The organism is Streptomyces sp. UNOC14_S4, assembly GCF_020740835.1.
Taxonomy (GTDB): Bacteria; Actinomycetota; Actinomycetes; order Streptomycetales; family Streptomycetaceae; genus Streptomyces.
Window position 1 is genome coordinate 1 of sequence record NZ_JAINFC010000222.1, and the last position, 11,681, is coordinate 11,681.

13 protein-coding genes are annotated in these 11,681 nt (G+C 70.2%); 6 read left to right on the plus strand and 7 right to left on the minus strand.

What is annotated here, in order from left to right:
* On the minus strand, positions 1-575 hold a 575-nt coding region (locus K6I34_RS20370), incomplete at its 3' end, for a PfkB family carbohydrate kinase (protein ID WP_238489418.1).
* A gap of 69 nt (positions 576-644) precedes the next feature.
* On the opposite strand from K6I34_RS20370, the gene K6I34_RS20375 reads away from it, so the two are divergent.
* Together K6I34_RS20375 and K6I34_RS20380 are read left to right on the plus strand one after the other, a co-directional pair.
* On the plus strand, positions 645-2,021 hold the full coding sequence (locus tag K6I34_RS20375; RefSeq protein WP_229327744.1) for a 6-phospho-beta-glucosidase: 1,377 nt from the start codon (positions 645-647) through the stop codon (positions 2,019-2,021).
* A gap of 180 nt (positions 2,022-2,201) precedes the next feature.
* Positions 2,202-3,017: an HAD family acid phosphatase gene (locus tag K6I34_RS20380; RefSeq protein ID WP_229327745.1), complete on the plus strand. Its 816-nt coding sequence runs from the start codon at positions 2,202-2,204 to the stop codon at positions 3,015-3,017.
* A gap of 79 nt (positions 3,018-3,096) precedes the next feature.
* Here the strand turns inward: K6I34_RS20380 and K6I34_RS20385 are convergent, their stop codons facing one another.
* The 3 genes from K6I34_RS20385 to K6I34_RS20395 form a co-directional block, all read right to left on the minus strand.
* Positions 3,097-3,261 (minus strand): hypothetical protein, encoded by a 165-nt coding sequence (locus K6I34_RS20385; RefSeq protein ID WP_229327746.1) that lies wholly within the window; start codon positions 3,259-3,261, stop codon positions 3,097-3,099.
* Positions 3,262-3,486: 225 nt separating this feature from the next.
* Positions 3,487-3,756: a hypothetical protein gene (locus K6I34_RS20390; protein WP_229327747.1), complete on the minus strand. Its 270-nt coding sequence runs from the start codon at positions 3,754-3,756 to the stop codon at positions 3,487-3,489.
* A complete protein-coding gene (locus K6I34_RS20395) occupies positions 3,753-4,178 on the minus strand; it encodes a hypothetical protein (RefSeq protein WP_229327748.1) in 426 nt (141 codons plus the stop codon). The genes K6I34_RS20390 and K6I34_RS20395 overlap by 4 nt, the downstream gene beginning before the upstream one ends.
* Positions 4,179-4,448: 270 nt before the next feature.
* Here K6I34_RS20395 and K6I34_RS20400 point away from each other — a divergent pair, with 270 nt between their 5' ends.
* A complete protein-coding gene (locus K6I34_RS20400) occupies positions 4,449-5,702 on the plus strand; it encodes a helix-turn-helix transcriptional regulator (RefSeq protein ID WP_229327749.1) in 1,254 nt (417 codons plus the stop codon).
* 116 nt (positions 5,703-5,818) lie between these two features.
* Here K6I34_RS20400 and K6I34_RS20405 read toward each other — a convergent pair whose 3' ends face one another.
* The gene (locus K6I34_RS20405) at positions 5,819-7,303 is read right to left on the minus strand and encodes an MFS transporter (protein ID WP_229327750.1); all 1,485 of its coding nucleotides are present in this window, start codon (positions 7,301-7,303) and stop codon (positions 5,819-5,821) included.
* Positions 7,304-7,486: 183 nt separating this feature from the next.
* On the opposite strand from K6I34_RS20405, the gene K6I34_RS20410 reads away from it, so the two are divergent.
* The 3 genes from K6I34_RS20410 (at position 7,487) to era (ending at position 9,730) form a co-directional block, all read left to right on the plus strand.
* The gene (locus K6I34_RS20410) at positions 7,487-8,305 is read left to right on the plus strand and encodes a helix-turn-helix transcriptional regulator (RefSeq protein ID WP_229327755.1); all 819 of its coding nucleotides are present in this window, start codon (positions 7,487-7,489) and stop codon (positions 8,303-8,305) included.
* Positions 8,306-8,363: 58 nt separating this feature from the next.
* On the plus strand, positions 8,364-8,714 hold the full coding sequence (locus tag K6I34_RS20415) for a cytidine deaminase (RefSeq protein ID WP_229327751.1): 351 nt from the start codon (positions 8,364-8,366) through the stop codon (positions 8,712-8,714).
* A 74-nt stretch (positions 8,715-8,788) separates the two neighbouring features.
* The gene (gene era, locus K6I34_RS20420; RefSeq protein WP_229327752.1) at positions 8,789-9,730 is read left to right on the plus strand and encodes a GTPase Era; all 942 of its coding nucleotides are present in this window, start codon (positions 8,789-8,791) and stop codon (positions 9,728-9,730) included.
* 198 nt (positions 9,731-9,928) lie between these two features.
* On the opposite strand, the gene K6I34_RS20425 is transcribed toward era, so the two are convergent.
* Positions 9,929-10,195 (minus strand): protealysin inhibitor emfourin, encoded by a 267-nt coding sequence (locus K6I34_RS20425; RefSeq protein WP_229327753.1) that lies wholly within the window; start codon positions 10,193-10,195, stop codon positions 9,929-9,931.
* 61 nt (positions 10,196-10,256) lie between these two features.
* Positions 10,257-11,306, minus strand: a complete 1,050-nt coding sequence (locus K6I34_RS20430) for a M4 family metallopeptidase (protein WP_229327754.1) — start codon at positions 11,304-11,306, stop codon at positions 10,257-10,259.
* Positions 11,307-11,681: the final 375 nt, after the last annotated feature.

Consider the following 11,681-nt stretch of genomic DNA (forward strand, 5'->3'; position numbering starts at 1 on the left):
GGGGCGGGCTCCTCGGGCGGCGGGGCCTCGTGCCCGTGGGAGATCATCGTCCGCTCGCCCTCGTAGGCCATGGAGACGGTGACCGGCGAGTGCCAGCCGGGCACGGTACGGGAGAGCCCCAGGTCGATGCCCTCACCTCGGGAGAGCGCCTCCCAGCAGTACTCGCCGTACATGTCGTCGCCGAACGCGGCGGCCAGCGAGGTGCGCAGCCCCAGCCGGGCGAGCGCGGTCGCCATGTTGGCGATGCCGCCGGGGCTGGAGCCCATGCCGCGGGCCCAGGACTCGGTGCCCCGGACGGGCGCGGAGTCCAGGCCGGTGAAGATGATGTCGAGGAAGACGGTGCCCGTCAGATAGACGTCGGTCTCCGGGTCGCCCTCGGCGCGCACCTCCGCGAGGGGGTCGAGGACGGGGGGCACCGTACGGCCGCCCGTACCCTCGGCGCCGCCCTGCGTGCACCCCTGCGTACACCCCGGCGAACGGTCCCGCGCGTGCTCCCGTGCGCGGCCGTCACCTCCCCGCGCGTCCTCGTCCGGAACGGTCGGGTCCGGTGCTGCATGAGGCGAAGTGATCGTCATGCTCGCGCTGCTCCTCTCGCGGGGTGCGGGTCCGGACAGTCTGCCCGATGCTGCGATACGTTCCGTTCCATGAGGCTGACGATTCTCGGCGGTGGCGGTTTCCGGGTGCCTTTGGTGCACCGGGCCCTCTTGGAGGACGCGCGGCGGGACACCCCCGGCCGTATGACCGAACTCGTGCTCTACGACACGGACTCCATGCGCCTGCGCGTCATCGAGTCGGTCCTGACCGCACAGGCGGAGGACGTGCCCGGCGCGCCGGAGGTGCGGATCGCCCGCGACCTCGACGAGGCGCTGCGCGGCGCGGACTTCGTCTTCTCCGCCATCCGGGTGGGCGGTACGGCCGGCCGGGTGCGGGACGAACGGATGGCTTTGGGCGAAGGCGTCTTGGGACAGGAGACCGTCGGCGCGGGCGGTGTGCTGTACGGGCTGCGGACGATCCCGGAGGCGCTGCGCATCGCCGAACGGGTGGCGGCGGTGGCCCCCGACGCCTGGGTCATCAACTTCACCAATCCGGCCGGGATGGTGACCCAGGCGATGGCGGAGGTGCTGGGTGAACGGGTCATCGGGATCTGCGATTCACCCGTGGGGCTGGTACGGCGCGCGGCCCGCGCCGCGGGGGCCGACCCCGAGCGGGTGACGTTCGACTACGTGGGGCTCAACCACCTGGGCTGGCTGCGGTCGTTGAGGATGGACGGCAGGGAACTCCTGCCCGAACTCCTGGCGAACGGGGACGCCCTCACCTCCTTCGAGGAGGGCAAGCTCTTCGGCCGGGAGCTGCTCCAGGTCCTGGGGGTGCTGCCGAACGAGTACCTGCACTACTACTACTTCCGCAGGGAGACCCTGCGGTCGGTGCTCGAAGCGGCCGAGACCCGGGGCGAGTTCCTCGACCAGCAGCAGGGCGGGTTCTTCGACGCGGCGAACGCGTCACCCGAGCAGGCGTACTCGCTGTGGGAGCGCACCCGGCTGCACCGCGAGGAGACCTATATGGCGGAGAGCCGTGCCGTGACCGGCGGCTGGCAGCGCGACTCGTGCGACCTCGACGGCGGCGGCTACGACCAGGTGGCGCTGGCCCTGATGCGGGCCATCGCCCGCGACGAGCGCACCCGGCTGATCCTCAACGTGCCCAACGGCACGACCGTCCCGGAGCTGGACCGGCAGGCCATCGTCGAGACGGTGTGCGAGGTGGGCGCCGACGGCGCCAGACCCCTGGCGTGCGCCCCCCTCAGCGAGCACCAGCTCGGACTGATGTTCCAGCTCAAGGCGGTGGAACGGGCCACGATCGACGCGGCCGTGCACCACGACCGCAAGGCGGCACTCCGCGCGCTGGCCCTGCACCCGCTGGTCGACTCCCCTGCGGCGGCGAGCCGCATCCTGGACCGCGCGGGCTTCAGCGGAAGCGGAAGCGGGGGCTCCGCGGCTCGCCGACAGGAGATCACGGCGGTGTGACGGCGTCGGGCCTCGGGTGCGCCCGGGCCCGGCGCTTTACCCATGGCAGGGTTCTCCGCGCGTAGACACGTAGAAAGGCACGGAAAAGGCACGGAAAACACACCGCCATACCCTTGACCGGACCCCGCCAAACCTTCTAGTTTCGCGCTGCACCCACCCTTGTTCTCCAGGAGTCCTTCCGTGCAGCCCTCGCTCTCGTTCAAGCGCAAGCGCGTCCGCATCGCCGCCGCCACGGCGGCCGTCGCCATCGGCGCCGGTCTCTACACGGCGGGCGCCGCCAGCGCCGACCACGCCACGCCGCGCACGGACAAGGAGATCCCGAACCTCACCAAGGTCGAGGACAAGATCAAGGCGTACTACGGCGACACCGTGGACAAGGCGGGCCAGCACTACGCGTCGCCGGACAGCAACTACGCCAAGCAGCTCGCGGACATCCAGAAGAAGGCCAAGGCGCAGATCGAGCGCGCGGTCAAGAACACCACGGGCAAGAAGGGCGCGGGCGCGGGCGCCAAGAAGCCCGCGATCGTCCTGGACGTGGACGACACCACGCTGCTCACCTACAACTACGAGCTCCAGCAGGGCTTCCACTTCACGCCGGAGTCCCAGGACGCGTACCTGAAGTCCACGGACATGGGTCCGGTCTTCGGCATGCCGCAGCTCGTCAACTGGGCGCAGTCCAAGGGTGTCACGGTCTTCTTCGTGACCGGCCGCGACGAGCACCAGCGCGACTGGAGCGTCCGCAACCTCAAGAACGCGGGCTACAAGCCGGCCGCCGACCGCGCGCACTTCTACCTGAAGAACAAGAAGACGCCCCCGGCGTACCTGTCGTGCGGCGCCTCCTGCACGACGGTCCAGTTCAAGTCCGGCACGCGCAAGCACATCGAGTCGCAGGGCTACCAGATCGTCGCCAACTTCGGCGACCAGTACAGCGACCTCCAGGGCGGCTACGCCACCCACACGTACAAGCTGCCGAACCCGATGTACTACCTGCCGTAACGGAGCGCCGGGGCTTTGCCCCGGCCCCTTTCTGTCGGACACGCCCCGGTGGTCTCTTCGCCTGCCGGGGCGCGGTATGTCACACGGGCGGCAGGTCGTCCGGTCCGATGACGTCGTCGCTGTCGTCGTCCGTGCACGGGGCGGACTGTTTGCAGAACAGACCCCGCCCGCGACAGTGCGGACAGCTGTGGGGCGTCGGCAGGCTCCCGGCCTCTCCGAAACGGTTCACGTACAGAGTGGGCATGACGCTGGTTCCCTCACCCCTGCACGCCTTGCAGATCTGATGCGGCCCGGGGCAGAGGGCGTCACTCATGATGGTGTTCCACCCTCGGCGTGACCGCTCCTGGCTCTGGCCGTCGCGTGTGGGGCGTGCCTGGCCGACCATCGGGGAAACCTCACATCGCTCATGCCGGTGATGATGCTCTTCCGGTCTGTACCTGTCCGCCGATCGCCGACAGCTCCTCCTTTCTCAGTAGGCGACTTGACCCGATCCGGTCGGGTCGTGACCGGTGACGGCCGGACGGGGCCCTGCCCCCGCGCGTCCGGCGGCGTCGCCGATCCGGTCGTGCGGGAGGAGCTCCTGGTGTCGCTCCAGGCCACGGCGGTACGCGGCGGCGCCGTAGCTGTTGCCGTTCTTCTCCGTGCGTTCGATACCGCGGCGGAAGGCGGCGCAGGTGAGGCACTCGCCGGGCGCCTCCTGCGCGAGGCCGACGATGGGTGGCAGGTTCTGGTAGATCATCGCGCCCTCTCCCACGGGTGGCGGAGGGCGGTCTTGACCGACAGTTCCTCGGCGACTGTGGCCCGGCGGAAGGCGGCCGTGTGCCGGGGCGTCTTCTCGCCGGGCGTGCACAGGATCGCTTCCGTGCCGTCCCATCCGACGACCTGACCCGCGACGGGTTCACCCGCCGAGGTGTCGACGGCGAAGTCACCGTGCTGCGGCTGCCACTCGGGCGTCCGCTCGTGTGCGTGCCGCTTGGCGCAGTGCGCCGTCAGGTCGGCGTCGATCCTGCGCATCCCTGCCTCGTCGTCGCGTGCCCGGCATCGTCCCCGCGCTTCGAGCAGGCTGACGCACTCGCCGCAGTCCACGTAGTGGATGGAGCCGATGGCCGACGACAGCGGCAGGGAGATCACCGGCGGGGACGGGACCGGCACGGACTCCACGACAGAAGGGCGACTGGGCACGCCCTGATCGATTCGCGCTCCGCTGTCCGTTCTGGGCTGCTCCTGCGTATGCTCTCGCATGGCTGCCTGCCTCTCTTTCGGGTGGTCCATGCCCCCGGGCCGACGCCACGGCCCCGGGGGTTCCCGGTCGCTCTCCCTCAAGATCGAGGGAGTCATGTTCAGTCAACGCCTCAGCGGGGCAAGTCGATAGATGCCAGGCTGTATGCCTCTTCCATGCCTCTCGTATGCCAGGAGAGCAAAGGGGTAGTTGTGGGCATCGGCGACACAATTCGTGAACTGCGCGCAAGGAAGCGGCTCACCCAGGCCGGATTGGCGCGGCAGCTGAACGTCACCAGGTGGGGGGACGAAGGGAAACGAACGGGCACCGCCACCGCGCACTACGTGTACCGCTGGGAAAAGGGCATCCGACACCCGGAAGACTGGCTTCCCTACCTGGAACAGGTGCTCGGTGCCGACCTGTCCGGCTACGGTGAATCACCCGTGCTGGATGCGGATGTTCTTGATATGGAAGGGCTGGTACCCCCTGTGGATCGTCGCGTCTTCCTTGGAGCCGGGGCCGTCGCCGGCATCGCGCTGTCCGCTCCTTCCGCCATGGCGAAGGGCCGTCGCATCGGCAGCTCCGACATCGTCCGTGCGGGTCAACGACTTGCCGCCCTGCGTCGCTTGGACGACTATTCGGGTGGTGTGAGCGTCTACCCGAAGGTGGTCGCGGAGATCGAGTCCCTTGCCGGGATGGCTGCACACGGCTCGTACTCCGATGCCGTGGCGCGTGACCTGCTGTCTGCCCTTGCCGAGCTCTATCAGTTCGCGTCGTGGACGGCTTTCGACGCTGGACGTATTCCTCAAGCCCGGCGATACGCCCAGGCGGCGGCCAGCGCTGCGAACCAGGCAGGGAATACCACCCTCGGCTCGACCGCCCTCTCGGAGCTGTCGTACCTGACAGCGTCCACGAGCAAGGGTCGCGAGGCCGTGGACATGGCTCGGGCATCCATCGCCAACGCTCCTCGCGATGCCCTGCCCGCCGTGTCCGTCGTCCTCTCGGACAGGCTTGCCTGGGCGTGCGCCAGGGTCGGTGACACCTCCGGGGTGGACAGGGCATTGGGCCTTTCCGAAGCGGCACACGACCGCCGTGACACCGCCCGGGTGGAAGAACCGGACAGTGTCTATTGGATCAACCGGGATGAGACGCAGATCATGGCGGGCCGGTGCTGGGCAGAGCTGCACCAGCCCAAGAAAGCTGTCCCCATCCTCGAAGGGCTGACCGCTCCGTACGACGACACGCACGCCCGCGAAGTGGGTCTGTACGCCTGCTGGCTCGCCGGGTCGTATCTCGACGCAGGAGCCCTGGACGAGGCCACCGATTCGGCGCAACGCGCCGCCACGCTCAGCTTTCACACCGCGTCCCCCCGCCTGAACGAATGGGTGGACGGGACGCTCACCCGGTTCCGGCCGCACCAGGACCACGCTGGAGTGCGTGAGCTCTTGGACGCCTACCAGTCCTGACGCACTCGCGGAAACAGCGAACCCCAGCCCGCTGCGAGCGGGCCGGGGCTTTCCGCCGCATGCTGCCGGTCAGAGGCGGGCGAGCATCACGACGGTGCCGGGCGGGCCCGGCGCCGTCACGCCGCGCGTCGCCGCAAGCCGAACGCCGTCAGCAGTGCCACCACCGCCACCACCGCCGCGTCCGCGCCCAGGCTCAGGTGGATGCCGCCGAGGGTGGCGGTGGCCGCGTCCGATCCGCCGTCGCGGAGAGTGGCGACCCGCGCCGAGGCGAGGGCGCTCAGGAGGGGGATGCCGATCGTCATGCCCACCTGCTGGGAGCTGGTGACCAGGCCCGTCGCCAGGCCCTGTTCGCCGTCGGGGAGGCCCGACGTGGCGGTGACGCCGTAGGCCACGATCGCCCACATGTGGCCGACGCAGGCGAGGGGTGTCACGGCCAGGGCCAGCCACGCGCCCGACGGGCCCTGGTCCAGGCCGAGGAGCCCGGCCGTGAGGGCCGCCTGGGCGAGCAGACCGGTCACCAGCGTGGTGCGCGTCCCCAGGCGGGTGATCACCTTCGGTGCGGTGATGCCGCCGAGCGCCGCGAAGAGCCCCTGCACGGCGAAGATCAGGCTTGAGCGGAACGCGGAGAGCTCCAGCACCTCCTGGAGGTAGAGCGTCAGCAGGAAGATGACGCTGGTCATCATCGCGAAGGTGGTCAGCCCGGCCAGATTGCCCCAGGCGACCGTGCGCCGCCGCAGCATCGGCAGCGAGACCAGCGGTTCGGCCGTCCGTGCCTCCACGGCCACGAACGCGACGAGCAGACCGACGCCCGCCACCAGGGAGACGATCACGTCCGTCCGGCCGAAGCCCTGCTGGGCGGCGGTCGAGAGCGCGTAGATCAGCGCCAGCAGGCCGCCGGTCACGGTCACCGCGCCCGGCATGTCGAGCCGTGGCCGTGCTGCGGGCCGGGACTCGGTCAGCAGGCCGGGCGCGATCGCCAGGACGCCCACGCCCGCCACGGCGAGCAGGCCCATCGTGGACCGCCAGCCCAGCGAGTCCGTGAGCACGCCGCCGAGCAGCATGCCGATGGTGAAGCCGAGCGACATCAGCGTGCCGCTGATGCCCAGTGCCCGCTCGCGCTGCGGCCCCTCGGCGAAGGTGGTGGTCAGCAGCGCCATGCCGGTCGGCACGACGACGGCCGCGCCCAGCCCCTGGAGGGCACGCCCGCCGAGGAAGACCGCCGGGTTCCAGGCGAGCGTCGCGAGCACGGACGCCAGCGTGAAGAGGACCAGACCGGCAAGGAAGAGCCTGCGCCGCCCGTAGCGGTCGGCGACCCGGCCGAAGAGCAGCAGGAAGCCGCCCGACGGCAGCGCGAACGCCGTCACGGCCCACTGGAGGTCGGCCTGGCCCATGCCCAGGTCGTCACCGAGCACGGGCAGCGCCACGTTCAGGATCGAGAAGTCGAGCGCGACGATGAACTGCGCGGCGCACAGGACGAGCAGGATCAGCTTCGAGCGGGTGGACATGCGCTCGGCGGGAGACGTGGGAGAGGTGGGAGACGCAGGAGCTGCGGAGGCCGTGGTGGGTGACGTGGTGGGTGAGGGGGACGTGTCGATCGCCATGCCGTCCACCCTCCGCCGTACGGAATAGCCGTGGGGAGACGGCGCTTATGCTGGTGGCCGCGCCACCAGGCTCGCGGCCTGGAGCACCAGGCCCAGGGGGAGCCGTTGACCATCAGCCAGCCCGAACCACGGACGACCGGCACCGCCAAGTCCCGCCTTCGTCAGGAACTCCGTGAATTCCTGATGAGCCGTCGGGCCAGGCTGAGCCCTGCCGACGTCGGCCTGCCGGACGGCGGCGCCCGCCGCCGCACCCCGGGTCTGCGCCGTGAGGAGGTCGCCGTTCTCGCCGGGGTCGGCGCCTCCTGGTACCAGTGGTTGGAGCAGGGCCGCGACATCACCGTCTCGCCGCAGGTGCTCGACGCGGTCGCGCGGGTGCTCAGGCTCGACGGCCCGGAGCGGCGCCACCTCTACGTCTTGGCCGGGCTCAACCCGCCGCTGCCGGAGAGCGACTACGGCACCGATTACCTCTGCGACGGCCTGCACCGGCTCATCGACGGCTGGATGCCCTACCCGGCGCACATCATGGACACGTACTGGAACATCGTCAGCTACAACGATGCGGCCTCCCTCGTCATGGGCTTCCGCCCGGAGTGCGTGAAGAACGGCCTGGCGATGTTCTTCACCGACACCGTCTACCGCTCGCGCTCCGCGAACTGGGAGGACAACGCCGGCCGCGTCGTCGCCCAGTTCCGCGCCGCCTGGTCGGAGCACCCGGACGACGAGGGCTTCCAGGTGGTCATCGACGAGCTCGCGGCGCAGAGCACGGAATTCACGGAGCTGTGGGCGCGCAGGGACGTGCTGAGCGGCGGGCAGCTCGTCAAGGAGATGGAGCACCCCCTGGTCGGCACGCTCTTCTTCGAGAGCACCCACCTGCGCGTCCCGGCCCGCCCGGACCTCACGATCGTGATGCACAACCCCGTGCCGGAGACGGGCACGGCCGCGAAGGTCGAGCGGCTCGTCTCGCCGGAGGGCCGCCGCGGCGGGATGTTCCTGGCGGGCTGATGAAGATCGTGTTCCAGGGGTTGATCCCGGTCGCGGGGGCCCGCATATGCTCGCGCTCATGACGGAGACGCTGGACCCCGAAGACCGCAAGCTCATCACCCTGGCCCGCTCCGCGCGCGCCCGCAACGCCGTCCGCGAGGGCGCCGCCGTCCGCGACGAGACCGGCCGTACGTACGTGGCCGGGACCGTCGCGCTCGACTCGCTCAAGCTCAGCGCCCTCCAGACCGCCGTCGCCATGGCCGTCGCCAGTGGCGCGAAGTCGCTGGAGGCCGCGGCCGTCGTCTCCGAGGTGAACGTCGTCTCCGCGGTGGACCGCGCGGCCGTACGGGACCTGGGCGGCGAGACGACGACCATCCTCCTGGCCGGCCCCGACGGCACCCTCCTCACGAAGGTCCTGGCGATCGGCTGAGCCCGGCCGGGCAGCGGCCGCCGGGCCCGGGCCGCTGGTCGGCGGCCGCCGGGGGATCAGGGAGAATATGCGGTATGGACCGTACCGCCTCCCCTTCCCAGGCCCCCCACCGCGCGGGCTTCGCGTGCTTCGTCGGCCGCCCCAACGCGGGCAAGTCGACCCTGACCAACGCACTGGTGGGGACGAAGGTCGCCATCACCTCCAACCGTCCGCAGACCACCCGGCACACCGTCCGCGGCATCGTCCACCGCCCGGACGCCCAGCTCGTGCTGGTGGACACGCCCGGTCTGCACAAGCCCCGCACGCTGCTGGGCGAGCGGCTCAACGACGTCGTGCGCACCACCTGGGCCGAGGTCGACGTGATCGGCTTCTGCCTCCCGGCGGACCAGAAGCTCGGCCCCGGCGACCGCTTCATCGCGAGCGAGCTGGCCGAGATCAAGAAGACCCCCAAGGTCGCGATCGTCACCAAGACCGACCTGGTGGACTCCAAGCGGCTCGCGGAGCAGCTGATCGCCATCCAGCAGCTGGGCCAGGAGCTCGGCATCGAGTGGGCGGAGATCATCCCGGTGTCGGCGGTCGGCGACAAGCAGGTCGGCCTGCTCGCCGATCTGATCGTCCCGCTGCTCCCGGAGGGCCCGGCGCTCTACCCCGAGGGCGACCTCACGGACGAGCCCGAGCAGGTCATGGTCGCCGAGCTGATCCGTGAGGCCGCGCTGGAGGGTGTACGGGACGAGCTGCCGCACTCCATCGCCGTCGTCGTCGAGGAGATGCTGCCGCGCGAGGACCGCCCGGCCGACAAGCCGCTGCTGGACATCCACGCGAACGTCTACATCGAGCGCCCCAGCCAGAAGGGCATCATCATCGGCCCCAAGGGCTCCCGGCTCAAGGAGGTCGGGATGAAGTCCCGCAAGCACATCGAGGCGCTCCTCGGTACCCCGGTCTTCCTGGACCTGCATGTGAAGGTTGCCAAGGATTGGCAGCGGGACCCCAAGCAGCTTCGGAAGCTCGGGTTCTAGCTTCTGTCCGGGGGCTTCGCCCCCGGGCTTCCGGTGCGCCTACCGGGGTGCTTCTTGCGCTCCGTGGGCGGCTGCGGGTCCGTTGTGGCTGGTCGCGCAGTTCCCCGCGCCCCTTACGGGGCCCCGACGTGCTGGTCGCGCCCACGCGGCGGAGCCGCATATCGAATGCAGCCCCGCGCCCCTTTCAGGGGCGCTTGCTCACGCCCCCTCCTTCAGCACCAGCTGGATCAGTTCTCGCTGGTCATGGGTGAGGTGCGGGTCCGCGCAGTGCACCGTGCGGCCGTCCACCGTGATCTCGTAGTGGAAGCCGTCCGGTACGCCGCGCGGGTCCGCCGGGGCCCCGCCCGCCAGGGCCCGGTGGGCCAGGGCCTTGATGTGGGTGGCGTCGGACCGGCCGGTCGTGTCCAGCTCGGCCCGGCGCTCGATGCCGGCGAAACCGCCGGTACGAATGATGGCAATCCGCATGCCGCCATCCTTACCCGCCACGCCCCGCGTGCCTAGGGCCGACAGGCCCAGGGCCCGGGCCTCACGAGGTCGGGACGCCCACCTGCGACCACGCCTTGAGCACCGCCTGCACCTCGTCGCCCTCGCCGAACAGGCTGCGGGCCGTCGCCGCCGTCAGCCGCGCGAACTCCGCGAAGTCCGCGTCGGAGGCCAGCTCGCCGCCGGTCAGCGTGGCGTACCAGATCTTCCCCGCCCGCTCCCAGGCGTGCCCGCCGAGCCCCGTGGCCACGAGGTAGAAGGCATGGTTGGGGATGCCCGAGTTGGTGTGCACGCCGCCGTTGTCGCGCGAGGTACGCACGTAGTCGTCCATCGTCGCGGGCTGCGGGTCCTTGCCGAGCTGCGGGTCGTCGTAGGCGGTGCCCGGCGCCTTCATCGAGCGCAGCGCCACGCCGTGGATGGTGGGCCCCAGCAGCCCCTGGCCGATCAGCCAGTCGGCCTGGTCAGCGGTCTGCCCGAGCGCGTACTGCTTGATCAGCGAGCCGAAGACGTCCGAGACGGACTCGTTGAGCGCGCCGGACTGGCCGTAGTACTCCAGGTTGGCGGTGTACTGCGTGACGCCGTGGGTGAGCTCGTGGCCGATGACATCCACCGAAATGGTGAAGTCCCCGAATAGCCGTCCGTCGCCGTCGCCGAACACCATCTGGGTGCCGTCCCAGAAGGCATTGTCGTAATTCTGTCCGTAATGCACGGTGGCATTCAGTGGCAGCCCGGCGTTGTCGACGGAATGCCGGCCGTATGCCTTCAGATAGAAGTCGAAGGTGGCGCCGAGCGCCGTGTTCGCCCGGTTGACGGTGGCGTCCTTGGACGGCCCGTCGGTCTCCGAGTGGACCTTGGTGCCCGGGGTCGTCTCCTGGTGGTGGGCGTCGAAGATCGTCCGCTGGGGCTTGTCCGACAGGGCCGCCGGGGCCGCCTCGGCGGCGGTGGTGCGGAGTGCCACGACGCGGCGGCGGGTGCGGTGGAGGGAGTCGTGTTCGAGTGTGCGCCGTGCCGGTTCGTGGACCGCCGGGTCCTCCGACTGGGCGAGGCGGTCCAGGATGTGGGGCGGCACGATCGTGCAGAAGACCGGTTTCATGGCGGCAATGTGGCACCGCCCCTCCGGCTTGTCACTGCTCCGTACGGACGATTAATGAAATCGAGTGGTTGTCTATCATTTGAGGGACAGCAATTCCGTTCCCCTCGTCAGCCCCTCCCGGCACCCGGGACACGCTGCCTCTCAGGACTGCTCTCCGGCTGATCGCGTCCCGCATGCTGATACGGGGGGTCCGCCGCGCGACAGGCTCGGTTATCGTGCTGAGCATCATGCGTCACGGGCTGCTTCTCCTTAGCTGCCGCGGTGAGGGTCTGCAGTAGGCCGACTCCCTCCCCGCGGAGTCCGGTGGTGCCGTTCACGCCTGCGGATCACCTGTCGACCGCCCCAGCGGACAGCATGAGGAGCCCCACCCAGATG

What these genes read in the sequence shown, in the direction of transcription:
- era (WP_229327752.1), top strand. Translation starts at nt 8,789, where the DNA reads ATGGACCGTACCGCCTCCCCTTCCCAGGCCCCCCACCGCGCGGGCTTC.
- K6I34_RS20415 (WP_229327751.1), top strand. Translation starts at nt 8,364, where the DNA reads ATGACGGAGACGCTGGACCCCGAAGACCGCAAGCTCATCACCCTGGCC.
- K6I34_RS20410 (WP_229327755.1), top strand. Translation starts at nt 7,487, where the DNA reads ATGAGCCGTCGGGCCAGGCTGAGCCCTGCCGACGTCGGCCTGCCGGAC.
- K6I34_RS20405 (WP_229327750.1), bottom strand. Translation starts at nt 7,303, where the DNA reads ATGGCGATCGACACGTCCCCCTCACCCACCACGTCACCCACCACGGCC.
- K6I34_RS20425 (WP_229327753.1), bottom strand. Translation starts at nt 10,195, where the DNA reads ATGCGGATTGCCATCATTCGTACCGGCGGTTTCGCCGGCATCGAGCGC.
- K6I34_RS20430 (WP_229327754.1), bottom strand. Translation starts at nt 11,306, where the DNA reads ATGAAACCGGTCTTCTGCACGATCGTGCCGCCCCACATCCTGGACCGC.
- K6I34_RS20385 (WP_229327746.1), bottom strand. Translation starts at nt 3,261, where the DNA reads ATGCCCACTCTGTACGTGAACCGTTTCGGAGAGGCCGGGAGCCTGCCG.
- K6I34_RS20375 (WP_229327744.1), top strand. Translation starts at nt 645, where the DNA reads ATGAGGCTGACGATTCTCGGCGGTGGCGGTTTCCGGGTGCCTTTGGTG.
- K6I34_RS20390 (WP_229327747.1), bottom strand. Translation starts at nt 3,756, where the DNA reads ATGATCTACCAGAACCTGCCACCCATCGTCGGCCTCGCGCAGGAGGCG.